Annotated in this window: 14 protein-coding genes and 5 tRNA genes; all 19 read left to right on the top strand. The window is 50.1% G+C overall.

The window, feature by feature from the left end:
- The first annotated feature begins 92 nt into the window (after window positions 1-92).
- The 19 genes from hfq (at window position 93) to rpoB (ending at window position 16,402) form a co-directional block, all read left to right on the top strand.
- On the top strand, window positions 93-347 hold the full coding sequence (gene hfq / locus CWI71_RS01740; protein WP_126753540.1) for an RNA chaperone Hfq: 255 nt from the start codon (window positions 93-95) through the stop codon (window positions 345-347).
- Window positions 348-376: 29 nt separating this feature from the next.
- Complete coding sequence (gene hflX / locus CWI71_RS01735) at window positions 377-1,672, top strand: ribosome rescue GTPase HflX (protein ID WP_126753539.1); 1,296 nt, start codon at window positions 377-379, stop codon at window positions 1,670-1,672.
- Between the two features lie 54 nt (window positions 1,673-1,726).
- Window positions 1,727-2,914, top strand: a complete 1,188-nt coding sequence (gene hflK, locus CWI71_RS01730) for an FtsH protease activity modulator HflK (RefSeq protein ID WP_126753538.1) — start codon at window positions 1,727-1,729, stop codon at window positions 2,912-2,914.
- Between the two features lie 3 nt (window positions 2,915-2,917).
- On the top strand, window positions 2,918-3,802 hold the full coding sequence (gene hflC / locus CWI71_RS01725; protein ID WP_126753537.1) for a protease modulator HflC: 885 nt from the start codon (window positions 2,918-2,920) through the stop codon (window positions 3,800-3,802).
- A 223-nt stretch (window positions 3,803-4,025) separates the two neighbouring features.
- Window positions 4,026-5,096 carry an aminotransferase class V-fold PLP-dependent enzyme gene (locus CWI71_RS01720; protein WP_241967576.1) on the top strand — a complete coding sequence of 357 codons (1,071 nt, stop codon included), beginning with the start codon at window positions 4,026-4,028 and terminating at the stop codon, window positions 5,094-5,096.
- 81 nt (window positions 5,097-5,177) lie between these two features.
- Window positions 5,178-6,476 (top strand): adenylosuccinate synthase, encoded by a 1,299-nt coding sequence (locus CWI71_RS01715; RefSeq protein WP_126753535.1) that lies wholly within the window; start codon window positions 5,178-5,180, stop codon window positions 6,474-6,476.
- A gap of 89 nt (window positions 6,477-6,565) precedes the next feature.
- Window positions 6,566-6,641: transfer RNA gene (locus CWI71_RS01710), tRNA-Thr, on the top strand.
- 15 nt (window positions 6,642-6,656) lie between these two features.
- Window positions 6,657-6,741 (top strand) — tRNA-Tyr (locus CWI71_RS01705).
- A 60-nt stretch (window positions 6,742-6,801) separates the two neighbouring features.
- Window positions 6,802-6,876, top strand: a tRNA-Gly gene (locus CWI71_RS01700).
- Window positions 6,877-6,889: 13 nt separating this feature from the next.
- Window positions 6,890-6,965 (top strand) — tRNA-Thr (locus tag CWI71_RS01695).
- A 99-nt stretch (window positions 6,966-7,064) separates the two neighbouring features.
- Window positions 7,065-8,249: an elongation factor Tu gene (gene tuf / locus CWI71_RS01690; protein ID WP_126753522.1), complete on the top strand. Its 1,185-nt coding sequence runs from the start codon at window positions 7,065-7,067 to the stop codon at window positions 8,247-8,249.
- 216 nt (window positions 8,250-8,465) lie between these two features.
- A tRNA-Trp gene (locus CWI71_RS01685) sits at window positions 8,466-8,542 on the top strand.
- 123 nt (window positions 8,543-8,665) lie between these two features.
- Entirely contained in the window at window positions 8,666-9,046 is a 381-nt protein-coding gene (secE, locus tag CWI71_RS01680) for a preprotein translocase subunit SecE (protein ID WP_126753534.1), read from the top strand.
- A 3-nt stretch (window positions 9,047-9,049) separates the two neighbouring features.
- A complete protein-coding gene (gene nusG / locus CWI71_RS01675) occupies window positions 9,050-9,592 on the top strand; it encodes a transcription termination/antitermination protein NusG (protein ID WP_126753533.1) in 543 nt (180 codons plus the stop codon).
- Between the two features lie 233 nt (window positions 9,593-9,825).
- The gene (gene rplK / locus CWI71_RS01670) at window positions 9,826-10,257 is read left to right on the top strand and encodes a 50S ribosomal protein L11 (protein WP_126753532.1); all 432 of its coding nucleotides are present in this window, start codon (window positions 9,826-9,828) and stop codon (window positions 10,255-10,257) included.
- A 1-nt stretch (window position 10,258) separates the two neighbouring features.
- Window positions 10,259-10,954 (top strand): 50S ribosomal protein L1, encoded by a 696-nt coding sequence (rplA, locus tag CWI71_RS01665; protein ID WP_126753531.1) that lies wholly within the window; start codon window positions 10,259-10,261, stop codon window positions 10,952-10,954.
- A 257-nt stretch (window positions 10,955-11,211) separates the two neighbouring features.
- Window positions 11,212-11,730 (top strand): 50S ribosomal protein L10, encoded by a 519-nt coding sequence (gene rplJ, locus CWI71_RS01660; RefSeq protein ID WP_126753530.1) that lies wholly within the window; start codon window positions 11,212-11,214, stop codon window positions 11,728-11,730.
- Window positions 11,731-11,783: 53 nt separating this feature from the next.
- Window positions 11,784-12,158 (top strand): 50S ribosomal protein L7/L12, encoded by a 375-nt coding sequence (gene rplL / locus CWI71_RS01655; RefSeq protein WP_126753529.1) that lies wholly within the window; start codon window positions 11,784-11,786, stop codon window positions 12,156-12,158.
- A gap of 215 nt (window positions 12,159-12,373) precedes the next feature.
- Complete coding sequence (gene rpoB, locus CWI71_RS01650) at window positions 12,374-16,402, top strand: DNA-directed RNA polymerase subunit beta (protein WP_126753528.1); 4,029 nt, start codon at window positions 12,374-12,376, stop codon at window positions 16,400-16,402.
- Window positions 16,403-16,426 lie beyond the last annotated feature (24 nt).

Genomic DNA, 16,426 nt, shown 5'->3' with positions numbered 1-16,426 from the left:
GGTGCGGTTAGACTATAGTAGACCTCTCGGGTAGCTGTGGTCTGTAGTAAACTGCCACACTCTAGAACAATAACAAGAAAAGGAAGCGAGAGATGGCTAAAGGGCAAACGTTACAAGACCCATTTTTGAACGCTTTACGACGGGAGCGCGTACCCGTGTCTATTTATTTAGTTAACGGTATTAAACTGCAAGGCCAGATTGAGTCGTTTGATCAGTTTGTTATTCTACTGAAAAATACCGTCAGCCAAATGGTTTACAAACATGCCATTTCCACCGTGGTACCAGCTCGGATACCGCAAAACTACTTGCCGCAACAAGAAGCGGCGGGCGATGAGGCAATTGATTAAGCAACGATTCTTGAAGGAGCAGTGGTAGCTTGTTTGAAAGGTTTGAAAGTGGTGAACAGGCTATCCTGGTGCACGTCGATTTTCCCGCAGAAACAGATCGGGAAGACCTCTCTGAACTTAAATTATTGGTCGCTTCCGCAGGTGTAGAAACACTGGCGGTGGTGACCGCTGCGCGTTCAACGCCCAGTTCACGTTTTTTTGTCGGTAGCGGCAAAGCAGAAGAAATCGCTGAGGCAGTGAAGCTGCACAATGCCAATATTGTTATTTTCAATCACAGTTTATCGCCGACTCAGGAGCGTAACCTCGAGAAGCTTTGTCAGTGCCGGGTGCTCGATCGTACCGGACTGATTCTTGATATTTTCGCCCAACGCGCGCGCACCCATGAAGGTAAATTGCAGGTTGAACTCGCCCAGTTGCGTCATATCTCCACGCGTCTGGTTCGCGGCTGGACCCACCTTGAACGACAAAAAGGTGGTATTGGTTTACGCGGGCCGGGTGAGACTCAGCTTGAGACGGACCGCCGCTTAATTCGTGGTCGTATCAAGAACATTCTCGCGCGTCTGGAAAAAGTCCAGAAGCAAAGGCAACAGGGCCGGCGTGCAAGACAGCGGGCAGAGATACCGACGGTTTCGCTGGTCGGCTATACCAACGCCGGTAAGTCAACCCTGTTCAATCGCATTACTGAGGCTGAAGTGTACGCTGCCGATCAGCTGTTTGCGACACTTGACCCGACATTACGTAAAATTGAGGTACCCGATGTGGGTGCGATTATTCTGGCTGACACGGTAGGTTTTATCAGACACTTGCCGCACGAGCTGGTAGCGGCGTTTAAAGCGACCTTGCAGGAAACGCAGGACGCTGATCTGTTGCTGCATGTTATTGATATCAGTGATGAGCGGCAGCAGGAAAACATGGAGCAGGTCAGCGAAGTACTGGAAGAAATTGGTGCCGATGAAGTACCTCAACTGCTGATTTGCAATAAAATTGACCGTTTGGACGACGGCGCGGCACGAATTGATTATGATGATCAGAATCGCCCCGTCCGCGTCTGGTTGTCGGCGCAGACCGGTGAGGGCGTCGACCTTCTGAAACAGGCTCTGGAGCAGCGGTTACGCCCCGATATGGTGAATGTGGTATTGCGCATTCCTCCCTCCATGGGTAAATTGCGTGGGCGCCTTTATGCCCTTAACAGCGTGACCGAAGAAGCCACCTGTGAGGACGGCGCGCTGGCCTTAAAAGTACGCATGTCCGCGGTAGACTGGCAACGTTTATGCAAACAAGTTGCCGATGAGTATGGCGATAGCTTGCAAGGATTTGTAGAATAGTTGTCATACATACAGATTTCTATTTATTAACTCGATCGATAGTTGGAGTAGTCAATGGCCTGGAATCAACCGGGAAACGGTAATAACAATGACCGTGATCCATGGAAAAACCAAGGCGGCCGCGATCAGGGTCCACCTGACCTTGATGAAGCGGTGCGCAATTTATTAAATAAGCTCGGCCTTGGCGGCTCGGGCAAAAAGGGCGGCGGCAAGTCGTCTTCAGGTGGTGGCTTCCCCGGTAAAGGCGTGGGTATCATTGCTGTATTACTGGTGGTGGTCTGGTTTATTGCTGGCTTCTATACCGTAAAAGAAGCAGAGCGTGGCGTTGTTCTGCGTTTTGGTAACTTCCATAACCTGGTTGAGTCAGGCCTGCACTGGCGTCCGATTTTTGTCGATACAGTCCAAATGGTCGATGTAAGTAATGTCCGCCAGTTCCAGTCGGAAGGCTTCATGCTGACCCAGGACGAGAACGTGGTGCATGTCGAGTTGGACGTGCAGTATCGCGTTATCAACCCGCGCGATTATCTGTACGCCGTAGAGGACGCCGATAATAGCCTGGCACAGGCAACTGACAGTGCGTTGCGTTACGTTGTCGGTCATACCACTATGGATGAAGTTCTGACCGTGGGTCGGGAAAATGTTCGCACCGCAACCCTTGAGTTATTGGAAAATATCGTAGCGCCTTATCAGCTGGGTATTCAGATTGTTGATGTGAACCTGTTGCCGGCACGTCCACCCGAAGCAGTGAAAGATGCGTTTGATGACGCTATTGCGGCACAAGAGGACGAGCAGCGTTTTATCCGCGAAGCTGAAGCCTACGCGCGGGAAAAAGAACCGACTGCACGGGGTCAGGTACGCCGGATTCTGCAAGAAGCGCAAGCCTATCGCGAGCAGCAAATCTTAAAAGCGCAAGGTGAAATCGCGCGCTTTAACGAGCTGTTACCACAGTATGAGGCTGCACCTAAAGTAACGCGCGACCGTTTGTATCTGGAGACGTTGGAAAAGATCTACGCTAACACCGCCAAGGTCATGGTCGATGTTGAGGGCAGTAACAACATGATGTATCTGCCATTAGATAAAATTCTTGAGCGCCAACGTCAAAATGTCAGTGGCGCGGCAGGCATGGCAGACGGGCAGGGCAGTACTTCACCAAGCGAGACCCGTAACCCTGACGTCCGTCAGGACGCTAGTTCGAACAGAACCGGCCGCACCAGTGATCGTTTTAACGGAGGTCGAGGCTAAATCATGAAAAATTTAATTGCCGTATTAGTGATTATTGCTGTAATTCTCGGCTTCTCATCGCTGTTCGTGGTGAATGAGGGACAACGAGCAATTGTAATTCAGTTTGGTAAAGTACAGCGGGATGCAGATACGGGTCTTCCGACAGTTTATGAGCCGGGACTGCACTTTAAGCTACCATTGATTGAGCAAGTAAAGCGGCTCGACGCGCGCTTTAAAACTCTCGATGGTGACCCGGATCGCTTCGTTACCAGTGAAAAGAAAGATCTTATCGTCGACACCTACGTGAAGTGGCGTATTTCTGACTTCGCTAATTATTATCTGTCGACCAATGGTGGTAACCAGGCCCAGGCGGAAGCCTTGTTGACCCGTCGGGTGAACAGTGGTCTACGCGCTGAGTTTGGTAGCCGTACCATTAAGGAAATCGTCTCAGGCGAGCGTGATAACCTGATGCGCGAAGCCTTGATTCGTGGTGCTGACAGTGCGCAGGAATTAGGTATCGAAGTGATTGACGTGCGCGTGATGCAGATTAACCTGCCGACCGAAGTCAGTCAGTCGATTTTCCAGCGTATGCGTGCTGAGCGTGAGGCTGTTGCCCGCGAACACCGCTCTGAAGGTCGTGAGCAGGCTGAGTTTATCCGTGCTGATGTCGACGCACGGGTAACGGTAATGCTCGCTGATGCCACCCGTCAATCGCGCGAGATTCGCGGTGAAGGTGACGCGGAAGCTGCCGGCATCTACGCTGAAGCCTACCAGCAGGATCCTGAGTTCTATCAGTTCATCCGTAGCCTGCAGGCTTATGAGAAGAGCTTCGAGCGCGGCAACGATGTGCTGGTGCTTGAGCCAGACAGCGACTTCTTTAAATACCTGAAGAACATCTCAGGAAGCTAACAGCAAAGCCGGCTCACGCCGGCTTTTCTTTTTTGAAAAGCAAAAGCGTTGTTGGATATTGGATATTAGTTATTGGTGAATCACTTTTCTAATATCCAATATCTAATATCCACTAACGCAGTTGGTTTTTTTTATGTCCTTTAAAAAGTTTTATTCTTATTTTTTGGCTGAGCACCCTGAAACGCTTCATTGTTCGCCTCATAGCCATCACTATTGGCCTGACGTGACCAGAGCAGCGCACCTTGCTTACTGGCAGGACAGCGCGCAGGGGGCCGACCAGAAGTGGGATATTATCTTTGGTGAGCGGATTCCGCGGGTGCAGCAATTGCTGGCACAGATGCTGGGACATCCACATCCCGAACAGTTCGTGTTTGCCCCCAATACCCATGAGCTGGTGTACCGTATCTTTAGTTGTTTTGATGCCGGTAAGCCGCTGCGCATTCTCACCACCGATGGAGAGTTTCATAGTTTTTCGCGCCAGTTGCGACGCATTGAAGAGCGCGGCAATGTGACGGTCGAGCGCGTGGCTTGCGAACCTTTTGCAACTTTTGGCCAGCGGTGGGAAAAAGCCCTTCGCGCGGGAAGCTATGATCTTATTTTTATCAGCCAGGTCTTTTTTAACTCGGGGGTCGTTGCGCCCTGGGTGGACGACTGGCTGCATCTGGTACCTGAGCAGACGCAGGTGGTGATCGACGGTTACCACGGGTGTGGCGCACTACCTACCTCGCTGAAAGATGTTGCAGACAGGGTTTTTTATCTGGCCGGAAGCTACAAATATCTGCAAGCCGGCGAAGGCTGCTGCTTTATGAGCGTTCCGCAAGGTACACTATTGCGCCCGGAATATACCGGCTGGTTTGCTGACTTTGCGAATTTAGCGAAGCCGCAGCAGGGCCCGGTTGGCTATGCCGACGATGGCATGCGATTCGCCGGCGCTACCATGGACTACAGCGCGCTCTATCGACTTGAAGCGGTTTTACAGTGGTGGCACGACGACGGCCTGACGATTAATGCAATTCACCAGCATGTACAACGCTTGCAGCAAAACTTCCTGGCAATGCTTGATGACGTGCAGCATCCGCTATTGAACCGGCAGACCTTGCTCTTACATGACGCCGACCAGCATGGGCATTTCTTTACCTTCGCGCTGGAAAGTGCCGGGCAGGTTGCCGAATTTGCCGCGCAATTGCGCGCGCAAGGCGTGGAAACTGATTACCGCGGTAAGCGCTTACGTTTTGGTTTTGCCCTGTACCATGACGCAGACGACTTTGACTGTTTGAAAAAAGCATTAAGCTAGGCGGGTTGGGCTACCGAAGCCGGTAAATACCTGTTAAAATCGCCGCCTGTTTTTTCAACAGTAACGCTGGTATCACAAATCATGGGTAAAAACGTCGTAATTCTCGGCACACAATGGGGTGACGAAGGTAAAGGTAAGATTGTCGATTTACTTACCGCCAAAGCTTCGTTAGCGGTTCGCTATCAGGGGGGCCATAACGCTGGTCATACGCTGGTAATTAATGGCGAGAAAACCGTTCTTCATTTAATTCCATCTGCCATTTTGCGTGACAACGTAAAATGCGTCATCGGTAATGGCGTGGTGTTATCGCCGGAAGCGCTGATGGAAGAAATCGCAATGCTTGAAAAGCGCGGCGTTCCAGTTGCTGAGCGTTTGTTGATTAGTGAGGCTTGCCCGTTGATTCTGCCTTACCATATAGCCTTGGACCAGGCGCGTGAGAAAGCGCGCGGTAACAAAGCAATTGGTACCACCGGCCGTGGTATCGGTCCAGCCTATGAAGACAAGGTTGCACGTCGCGGGCTGCGAGTGGGTGACTTATTTAACTTCAGTCGCTTTGAAGAAAAACTTCGCGAAGTGGTCGAATTCCACAACTTTACCCTGACCAACTACTATCAGGTGGAAGCGGTCGACGTTGAGGAAGTACTTGCCTATTGTCGTGAGATTGCCCAACAGCTCGAAGGCATGGTTGCTGATATCCCGGCGCTACTGGATGATGCCCGTAAAGCGGGTGAGAACATTATGTTTGAGGGCGCGCAGGGTACCTTGCTGGATATCGACCACGGTACTTACCCGTATGTAACCTCATCGAATACCACCGCAGGCGGTGTGTCTACCGGCGCCGGCTTTGGCCCGCGTTATATCGACTACGTGCTGGGCATCGTTAAAGCCTACACGACCCGTGTTGGTAGCGGCCCATTCCCAACTGAGCTTGACTGCGATGTCGGTGAGCACCTGGGCGTAAAAGGCCATGAGTTCGGTGCTACCACCGGACGTAAGCGTCGTACCGGTTGGTTCGATGCGGTGGCGGCCCGCCGCGCGGTACAGATTAACTCCGTCAGTGGCTTCTGTCTGACCAAGCTTGACGTTTTAGATGGCCTGAAAGAACTGAAGATCTGTATTGGTTATAAGCTGCCTGATGGTTCGGTGACCGAGTACCCACCGTTGGCGGCAGAAGACTACGACTGTGTTGAGCCTGTGTATGAAACCATGCCAGGTTGGGATGAAAGCACTGTAGGTATTACTGAACATAAAGAATTGCCGACAGCAGCGCTTGCGTATATCAAGCGTATTGAAGTTTTAACCGGTGTTCCTGTGGACATTATTTCGACAGGTCCGGACCGCGCTGAAACGATTATTTTGCGCCATCCGTTCGCAAATTAACCAAACAAACGCAGAATCGTAAAAAAATCGGCATTAGCTATTGCATCATCAAAATCGATACAATAGAATGCGCTCCACCTAACCGGGGTGCCGGCATAGCTCAGTTGGTAGAGCAACTGACTTGTAATCAGTAGGTCCCGAGTTCGACTCTTGGTGCCGGCACCAACTCAAAATTTGTTTGGAGGGGTTCCCGAGTGGCCAAAGGGATCAGACTGTAAATCTGACGGCTCAGCCTTCGCAGGTTCGAATCCTGCCCCCTCCACCAATTTGCATCTGTTGAATGCGGTGAGTTCAGAATGGTTTGAGGTGGCCCGATTCAAGGCATGCGGGTATCGTATAATGGCTATTACCTCAGCCTTCCAAGCTGATGATGTGGGTTCGATTCCCACTACCCGCTCCAATAATCTGTTAGTGCTGATATAGCTCAGTTGGTAGAGCGCACCCTTGGTAAGGGTGAGGTCGGCGGTTCAAATCCGCCTATCAGCACCATCTCTTCGGTCCATCCCCTCAGCTCATTCGTTCGGTTACGTAATTAACTTGACTATTGCTGGTGTTAAACCACCGTACGTTGTCCAAAGAGAGGCTGTCATGTCAAAAGAAAAATTTGAACGTTCCAAACCGCACGTTAACGTTGGTACTATCGGCCACGTTGACCATGGTAAAACTACTCTGACTGCTGCCATTACAACCGTATTGGCAAAAACCTACGGTGGTTCAGCGAAAGACTTCGCCGCCATCGATAACGCTCCAGAAGAGAAAGCGCGTGGTATCACCATCTCTACTTCACACGTAGAGTATGACACGCCAACGCGTCACTACGCACACGTTGACTGCCCTGGACACGCTGACTATGTGAAAAACATGATCACCGGTGCTGCGCAGATGGACGGCGCTATCCTGGTAGTAGCTGCAACTGACGGCCCAATGCCACAAACACGTGAGCACATCCTGTTGTCACGTCAGGTAGGCGTACCTTTCATCGTTGTATTCATGAACAAATGTGACATGGTTGACGACGAAGAGCTGTTAGAGCTGGTTGAGATGGAAGTTCGTGAACTTCTTTCTGAGTACGACTTCCCAGGTGACGACCTGCCAGTTATTCAAGGTTCAGCTTTGAAAGCACTGGAAGGCGAAGAGCAGTGGGAAGCGAAAATCCTTGAGTTGGCAGAAGCACTGGATACTTACATTCCAGAGCCAGAGCGTGATATCGACAAGCCGTTCATCATGCCAATCGAAGACGTATTCTCAATCTCAGGTCGTGGTACTGTAGTAACCGGTCGTGTAGAGCGTGGTATCGTTCGCACGGGTGACGAAGTAGAAATCGTTGGTATCAAAGACACTACTAAGACTACCGTAACGGGTGTTGAGATGTTCCGTAAGCTGCTTGACGAAGGTCGTGCAGGTGAGAACATCGGTGCGTTGTTGCGTGGTACCAAGCGTGACGAGATCCAGCGTGGCCAGGTACTGGCGAAGCCAGGTTCAATCACTCCACACACCAAGTTTGAAGCAGAAGTGTACGTACTGACCAAAGAAGAAGGCGGTCGTCACACTCCATTCTTCAAAGGTTACCGTCCACAGTTCTACTTCCGTACAACTGACGTAACTGGTGCAGTACAGCTGCCAGAAGGCGTGGAAATGGTCATGCCAGGCGACAACCTGAAATTTGTTGTTGACCTGATTCACCCAATCGCGATGGACGAAGGTTTACGCTTCGCAATCCGTGAAGGTGGCCGTACAGTAGGCGCGGGCGTAGTCTCTAAAATCTTAGATTAATAGCGCGGCGTTTATCTGACGCAATTGAAAAGGGAGCCTCGGCTCCCTTTTTTCGTTGTCAAAGGCAACCCCGTTAATGGTTACTGGATATTAGATACTGCAAACCAATAACCAGTAACCAATATCCATTATCCAATAACCAACAACGCTCTTGTTTTAAGCGCCTTGATCGGTATAATACAGCGTCCATTTTCCGGCGTTTTTACGGGAAAAGTTAGGGGTGTAGTTCCAATTGGTAGAACAGCGGTCTCCAAAACCGACGGTTGGGGGTTCGAATCCCTCCACCCCTGCCATGAAATTCAAAAGCGTTATTCGTTACTCGAACGCTACGCTTGTCGTTATTAGTTTTCACGAATAACGAATAACGAATAACGAATAACGAATAACCGGGTTTTTAATAAATACAGGATTGAATAATGAGTGCTACTTCCGAAACGCAAAGCAGTTCATTCGATAGCATCAAGTGGATCATCGCTATCGGTCTGTTAGCTGCTGCTGTAATAGGCAACTACTATTACGGTGAAACAGTTTCAGTACTGTACCGCGCTATCGCCGTGGTCGTGCTTGTTGCGATTGCAGGTATTGTTGCCGGTATGACCGATAAAGGCCGCCGTTTCCGTAGCTTTGCCAAAGAAAGCCGCACCGAAGTGCGTCGTGTAGTATGGCCAACACGTCAGGAAGCCACTCAGACAACTATTATCGTTGTTGTCGCAACCGCCATTGTGTCATTGATTCTTTGGGGCATGGATGCGATTCTGGTGCGCGTAGTTGGTTTCTTCACCGGACTGGAGTTTTAAGCGATGAGCGAAGTTAAAAAGCGTTGGTACGTAGTACAAGCCTTTTCAGGATTCGAATCCCGTGTCGCGCAGTCACTGCGTGAGCATATCAAAATGCACGGCATGGAAGACAAGTTCGGTGAAGTTCTGGTTCCTACCGAAGAGGTGGTCGAGATGAAAGCCGGCCAGCGCCGTAAGAGCGAGCGCAAATTCTTCCCGGGTTATGTGCTGGTGGAAATGGCCATGGACGACGAGACCTGGCACCTGGTGAAAAGCATTCCACGCGTATTGGGCTTTATTGGCGGTAAACAAGATCGCCCAACGCCGATCACGCAAAAAGAAGCAGACGCTATCCTGAATCGCCTGCAAGAATCAGTCGACAAGCCGAAGCCGAAGACCCTGTTCGAACCAGGTGAAGTGGTACGCGTTAACGATGGTCCGTTTGCAGACTTTAACGGTACCGTTGAAAGCGTCGATTACGAGAAGAGCCGTCTGACGGTATCGGTTTCGATTTTCGGCCGCGCCACACCAGTAGAACTCGAATTCAGCCAGGTAGAAAAAGCTTAAAAACCAAAAGCGTTACTCGTTATTGGATATTGGTTAATAGTTGCAACCAATAACCAGTAACTAATATCCAGGAACGCTCTTGCGTTTATATATTGCAATTGGGGGCGAGAAGAGCTATACTTCGCCTCCTTTTTTACGTCGGGGAGCCGTTTGAGTAAGTCACCCCTTGGTTTTCGCAGGTGCGAAAATTGAAGACTTACAAGGCGTTAGACCCAAACCAAGAGGTATAAAACATGGCTAAGAAAGTTAGCGCTATCATCAAGCTGCAAGTCGCAGCTGGTGCAGCAAACCCGTCACCTCCTGTTGGTCCAGCACTTGGTCAGCACGGTGTGAACATCATGGAATTCTGTAAAGCATTCAACGCGGCAACAGCGGAGCTTGAAAAAGGCGCGCCAGTTCCAGTTGAAATTACAGTTTTCGAAGACCGTTCTTTCACTTTTATCACCAAGACTCCTCCAGCGGCATTCTTGCTGAAAAAAGCTGCAGGTATCAAGAGTGGTTCAGGTCGTCCAAACACTGAGAAAGTGGGTACTGTTACCCGTGCTCAGTTGGAAGAAATCGCCAAGGTTAAAGAGCCAGACTTAACAGCGGCTGACCTTGACGCAGCAGTACGCACTATCGCCGGTTCAGCTCGTGCGATGGGCCTGAATGTGGAGGGTCTGTAAGATGGCTAAATTAAGCAAGCGCGCTCGCCTGATCAAAGAGAAAGTTGAAGCTCGTGATTATGAAATCAACGAAGCAATCACTCTTTTGAAAGAATTGGCAACTGCAAAATTCAAAGAAAGCGTTGATGTTTCCGTCAACCTCGGCATCGACGCTCGTAAATCTGATCAAAACGTTCGTGGTGCAACTGTACTGCCTAACGGTACCGGTCGTGACGTTCGCGTAGCTGTATTCACCAGCGGCGCCAACGCAGACAAAGCGAAAGAAGCAGGTGCTGACCTGGTAGGTATGGAAGACCTTGCAGAGAAAGTTAAGAAAGGCGAAATGGACTTTGACGTTGTTATCGCTTCTCCTGACGCAATGCGTGTGGTCGGTCAGTTGGGTCAAATCTTAGGTCCACGTGGCCTGATGCCAAACCCGAAAACTGGTACCGTAACACCTGACGTTGCCACTGCGGTTCAAAACGCGAAAGCGGGTCAGATTCGTTATCGTAACGATAAAGCGGGTATCATCCACGCGACTATCGGTAAAGTTGATTTCGATAACGACAAACTGAAAGAAAACTTAGAAGCATTACTGGCTGCTCTGAAGAAAGCGAAGCCTTCTTCAGCCAAGGGTCAGTACATCAAGAAAGTTAGCTTGTCGACAACGATGGGTGCTGGCGTAGCCATCGACCAAGGTTCGTTGGAGACTAAGTAAAGGTTTGTGGGTTGGAGTCGCCACTTCAGTGTAGAAGCTAAGTGAATGTGGCTCCCGTCCAAGACCGCAGGTGTCTCGCGGTGATTTCTGCGAAGAAATGATTAGCGACACTTAATTTCCTGCGCAGATGGTGTAATCCGGCTCAGACTCTCTGGGTAAGAGATTCACCGTGACAACGTGGCAGATGCAGTTCCGGTCTGCCTATGTGTAACGATAGTTCGCGGCTCTGCCAAGAACTAAAAAAAGAGGTGATATCAGTGGCACTAGGTTTAGCAGCAAAAAAAGCAATCGTTAAAGAAGTTAACGAAGTTGCTTCAAACGCTCTATCCGTCGCTGTTGCTGAGTATCGCGGTATGGAAGTTGCGGACATGACCGTGCTGCGCCGTAAAGCGCGTGAGCAAGGCGTATATCTGAAAGTTATTCGGAATACCCTGGCGAAACGTGCTTTTGAAGGTACGCAGTTCAACGACATGGACGAAGTACTGAAAGGTCCACTTGTTTATGGCTTTTCTTTGGACGCACCGGGCGCTTCAGCTCGTTTGTTCAAAGACTTCGCTAAAGAAAACAAGCACCTGAAAGTAACTGCACTTCACATCGGTAGCGGTGTAATGGGTGCAGACAAACTTGATGCAGTAGCATCACTTCCGACGCGTGACGAAGCATTGGCGAAATTGCTGGCCACCTTCAAAGCACCTGTTAGTAAGTTCGTTCGTACAGTTAACGAAGTGCCTACTAAGTTTGTGCGTGTGCTGGCGGCAATTAAAGACGCTAAATAGAAGCGGTTTTTTTAACCAATTTTTTGTAATTTTTAACCCAGGAGTTTAGAGTTATGGCTCTTACTAAAGAAGATATCTTGAATGCAATCGCTGAAATGCCAGTAATGGAACTGGTAGAGTTGATTGAAGCTGCAGAAGAGAAATTCGGCGTTGACGCATCTGCTGCTGTTGCAGTAGCTGCTGGTCCAGCTGCCGCTGCTGAAGCTGCAGAAGAGAAAACTGAATTCGACGTAGTATTGAAATCAGCTGGTTCAAACAAAGTTGGCGCGATCAAAGCAGTTCGTGCAGCAACTGGTCTTGGCCTGAAAGAAGCGAAAGCTATGGTTGAGTCTGCACCTGTTGCCGTTAAAGAAGGCATCAGCAAAGACGACGCTGAAGAACTGAAAAAGCAGCTTGAAGAAGCTGGTGCAGAAGTTGAAGTTAAATAAGCAACGACTGACACAAAAACTGGCCGCATAGGCCTGGGCCTGGTGACTTTTTGAGTCACCAGGCTTTTTGCGCTGTTAAGCATGTATCATTTTTGCCCGTTATTGGGGTGCATGCTCGCGGTGACAAAAACGGGAACGACAAGCTTTAACAAGTTTGTTTTTAACCATCGACTCCCCGGTGGTTAGGGTCATCAATCAGCTAGCTGAGGAACCCCATGGCGTACTCCTACTCTGAGAAAAAACGTATTCGCAAGGATTTTGGTAAGCGACCTCATGTACTTGAAGTACCTTACTTGTTGTCAATCCAATTAGATTCATTCAAAAAATTTATTGAGCTGGATCCAGAAGCCAACAATGGTCTGGAAGCAGCTTTTCGCTCAGTATTCCCGATTGCCGCTTATTCAGGCAATTCGGAGTTGCAGTACGTGAGCTATCACTTAGGTGAGCCGGTATTTGACGTTCAGGAATGTCAAATTCGCGGTATTACCTATTCTGCTCCATTGCGAGTGAAACTGCGTCTGGTTCTTTATGATAAAGAAGCTGCCGCAGGTACAGTTAAAGATATGCGCGAGCAAGAGGTCTACATGGGCGAAATCCCATTAATGACTGATAACGGTACTTTTGTTATTAACGGTACCGAGCGTGTTATCGTTTCTCAGTTGCACCGTTCGCCGGGCGTGTTTTTTGACCATGACAAGGGTAAAACCCATTCGTCAGGAAAAGTTCTGTATAACGCGCGTGTGATCCCTTACCGTGGTTCATGGTTAGACTTCGAGTTCGACCCGAAGGACAACGTGTTCGTGCGTATTGACCGTCGTCGTAAATTACCGGCGTCAATTATTCTGCGTGCTTTGGAATACACTACCGAAGAAATCCTGGCGATGTTCTTCGAGACCACGTATTTCCAATTCCGTGGCAAGAAAGTATTTATGCAGTTGGTGCCAGAGCGTCTGCGTGGCGAAACTGCGAAGTTTGATATTAAAAACGATGATGGCGAAACCATCGTCGAAAAAGGCCGTCGCATTACCGCGCGTCATATCAAACAAATTGAAGGCCTTAATCAGCCAGAAATGGAAGTACCACTTGAGTACCTGGTTGGTAAAGTGCTGGCGAAAGAGTACGTTAACAAGAAGACCGGTGAAGTGGTTGCGGAAGCGAACGCTGAACTGACCCTTGAGTTGTTGGCGGAGCTGCGTGAAGCAGGCTTTAAGAAATTTGAAACGCTGTTCGTGAATGACCTCGATCATGGGCCATACATGAGCGAAACTCTGCGCATTGACCCAAGCAGTAACCGTCTGGAAGCCTTGGTTGAAATCTATCGCATGATGCGTCCTGGCGAGCCACCTACCAAGGAAGCTGCCGAAGCGTTATTCGACAACCTGTTCTTCAGTGATGACCGTTACGACTTGTCGGCAGTAGGTCGCATGAAGTTCAACCGTCGTTTAGGTCGTGAAGACCTGACCGGTCCGGGTACGCTGACCAACGAAGACATCATTGATGTCATGCGCAAGCTGATCGAAATCCGTAACGGTATCGATGAGGTTGACGACATTGACCATCTTGGTAACCGTCGTATTCGTTCGGTGGGTGAAATGGCAGAGAACCAGTTCCGCGTCGGTCTGGTGCGTGTAGAGCGCGCTGTGAAAGAACGTCTGAGCCTGGGTGATCTGGACAACATCATGCCGCAGGACCTGATCAACGCGAAGCCAATTAGCGCTGCGGTGAAAGAGTTCTTTGGCTCAAGCCAGTTGTCGCAGTTTATGGATCAGAACAACCCGTTGTCAGAAGTCACGCACAAGCGTCGTATCTCGGCCTTAGGTCCGGGCGGTCTGACGCGTGAGCGCGCAGGTTTCGAAGTACGTGACGTACACCCGACCCACTATGGTCGCGTATGTCCAATCGAAACTCCGGAAGGTCCGAACATCGGTCTGATCAACTCATTATCGACCTTTGCCCGTACCAACGAGTATGGTTTCCTTGAAACGCCGTACCGCCGCGTTGAAAACGGTGTCGTAACTGACGACGTTGACTACCTGTCAGCGATTGAAGAAGGTCAGTACGTTATCGCTCAGGCGAACGTGAAGACCAATGATAAAGGTGAACTGACCGAAGACCTGGTGCCGTGTCGTCACAAGAACGAAACGACCCTGATGTCAAAAGAGCAGGTTCAGTACATGGACGTGTCGCCACAGCAGATCGTTTCGATCGCTGCGAGCCTGATTCCGTTCCTTGAGCATGACGATGCGAACCGTGCCTTGATGGGCTCGAACATGCAACGTCAGGCGGTACCAACCTTGCGCGCAGATAAGCCGCTGGTAGGTACCGGTATAGAGCGCACGGTAGCGGTTGACTCAGGTGTTACGGTCGTGGCGAAACGTGGTGGTGTCGTCGACAAAGTTGACGCCAGCCGTATCGTGGTGAAAGTGAACGAAGAAGAAATGGTGCCAGGCGAAGCGGGCATCGATATTTATAACCTGATTAAGTACACCCGTTCGAACCAGAACACCTGTATTAACCAGACCCCAACTGTGAATGTTGGTGAGCCGGTGATTCGCGGTGACGTACTGGCCGACGGTCCGTCAACCGATATGGGTGACCTGGCGCTGGGCCAAAACCTGCGCGTGGCGTTCATGCCGTGGAACGGTTACAACTTCGAGGACTCGATTCTGATCTCGGAGCGTGTGGTTCAGGAAGATCGCTTAACCACCATCCACATTCAGGAATTAAGCTGTGTGGCGCGTGACACCAAGTTGGGTGCAGAAGAAATTTCTTCTGACATTCCAAACGTCGGTGAGTCCGCCCTGAACAAGCTTGACGAGTCGGGCGTGGTTTACGTGGGTGCCGAAGTAAGCGGTGGTGACATTCTGGTTGGTAAGGTAACGCCAAAAGGTGAAACGCAGCTGACTCCGGAAGAGAAACTACTGCGTGCCATTTTCGGTGAAAAGGCCTCGGACGTGAAAGACAGTTCACTGCGTGTACCTAATGGTGTCACCGGTACTGTTATTGATGTTCAGGTATTCACCCGTGACGGCGTCGAAAAAGACAAGCGTGCACTTGATATCGAGAACATGCAGCTTGAACAGGTGAAGAAAGATTTAACCGACGAATTCAAGATTCTTGAGCGCGGTATCTTTGAGCGTGCGCGCAGCCTGCTGTTAGCAAACGGCTTCGACGAGTCGAAACTTGCCGGCCTTGAGCAAAGCAAGTGGTTGACGCAGAACCTGAAAAATGAAGATGCACAGCAACAGCTTGAGCAGATTGCTCAGCAGTACGAAGAACTGCGTAACGATTTCGACACCAAGTTCGAGAACAAGCGTCGCAAGATCACCCAGGGTGATGACCTTGCGCCAGGTGTACTGAAAATCGTTAAGGTTTACCTTGCGGTCCGTCGTCGCATCCAGCCAGGTGATAAGCTGGCGGGTCGTCACGGTAACAAGGGTGTTATCTCAACCATTCAGCCGGTTGAAGACATGCCTTACGACGCCGACGGTAACCCGGTCGATATCGTACTTAACCCGTTGGGTGTACCTTCGCGTATGAACATCGGTCAGATTCTTGAGACCCACCTGGGCTTAGCGGCTCGTGGTATCGGTACCAAGATCGAAAAAATGATGAAGCACCAAGCGAAAGTCGCTGAGATGCGTGAGTTCCTGCAGAAGGTTTATGACCTGGGTGACACACGTCAGAAAGTCGATATCAGTGACTTCAGCGATGACGAAGTATTGCGTCTTGCGAACAACCTGAAGAAAGGCCTGCCAACGGCAACGCCTGTATTCGACGGTGCAATTGAAAGTGAAATTAAAGAACTCCTGAAACTTGGTGACCTGCCTGAGTCAGGCCAGATCACTCTGTATGACGGACGTACTGGTGAACGCTTTGAGCGTGATGTAACGGTCGGTTACATGTACATGCTGAAACTCAACCACTTGGTTGACGACAAGATGCACGCACGTTCTACCGGTTCGTATAGCTTGGTTACTCAGCAGCCGCTGGGTGGTAAAGCACAGTTCGGTGGCCAGCGCTTCGGTGAGATGGAAGTGTGGGCATTGGAAGCATACGGTGCAGCTTACACCTTGCAGGAAATGTTGACGGTGAAATCGGACGACGTAAATGGTCGGACGAAGATGTACAAGAATATCGTCGACAACGACTTGCGCATGGAAGCTGGTATGCCGGAGTCCTTCAACGTATTGCTGAAGGAAATCCGCTCACTGGGTATCAACATTGAGTTGGACCAGGACTGAGACCACACCGGACGCTAATTGCCA

Origin of the sequence: Pseudidiomarina insulisalsae (assembly GCF_003987065.1) — a bacterium.
Taxonomy (GTDB): Bacteria; Pseudomonadota; Gammaproteobacteria; order Enterobacterales; family Alteromonadaceae; genus Pseudidiomarina; species Pseudidiomarina insulisalsae.
This window is presented reverse-complemented; position numbering and strand designations above follow the sequence as displayed.

What these genes read in the sequence shown, in the direction of transcription:
- rplA (WP_126753531.1), top strand. Translation starts at nt 10,259, where the DNA reads ATGGCTAAATTAAGCAAGCGCGCTCGCCTGATCAAAGAGAAAGTTGAA.
- rpoB (WP_126753528.1), top strand. Translation starts at nt 12,374, where the DNA reads ATGGCGTACTCCTACTCTGAGAAAAAACGTATTCGCAAGGATTTTGGT.
- hflC (WP_126753537.1), top strand. Translation starts at nt 2,918, where the DNA reads ATGAAAAATTTAATTGCCGTATTAGTGATTATTGCTGTAATTCTCGGC.
- secE (WP_126753534.1), top strand. Translation starts at nt 8,666, where the DNA reads ATGAGTGCTACTTCCGAAACGCAAAGCAGTTCATTCGATAGCATCAAG.
- nusG (WP_126753533.1), top strand. Translation starts at nt 9,050, where the DNA reads ATGAGCGAAGTTAAAAAGCGTTGGTACGTAGTACAAGCCTTTTCAGGA.
- tuf (WP_126753522.1), top strand. Translation starts at nt 7,065, where the DNA reads ATGTCAAAAGAAAAATTTGAACGTTCCAAACCGCACGTTAACGTTGGT.
- rplK (WP_126753532.1), top strand. Translation starts at nt 9,826, where the DNA reads ATGGCTAAGAAAGTTAGCGCTATCATCAAGCTGCAAGTCGCAGCTGGT.
- rplL (WP_126753529.1), top strand. Translation starts at nt 11,784, where the DNA reads ATGGCTCTTACTAAAGAAGATATCTTGAATGCAATCGCTGAAATGCCA.
- CWI71_RS01715 (WP_126753535.1), top strand. Translation starts at nt 5,178, where the DNA reads ATGGGTAAAAACGTCGTAATTCTCGGCACACAATGGGGTGACGAAGGT.
- hfq (WP_126753540.1), top strand. Translation starts at nt 93, where the DNA reads ATGGCTAAAGGGCAAACGTTACAAGACCCATTTTTGAACGCTTTACGA.
- hflK (WP_126753538.1), top strand. Translation starts at nt 1,727, where the DNA reads ATGGCCTGGAATCAACCGGGAAACGGTAATAACAATGACCGTGATCCA.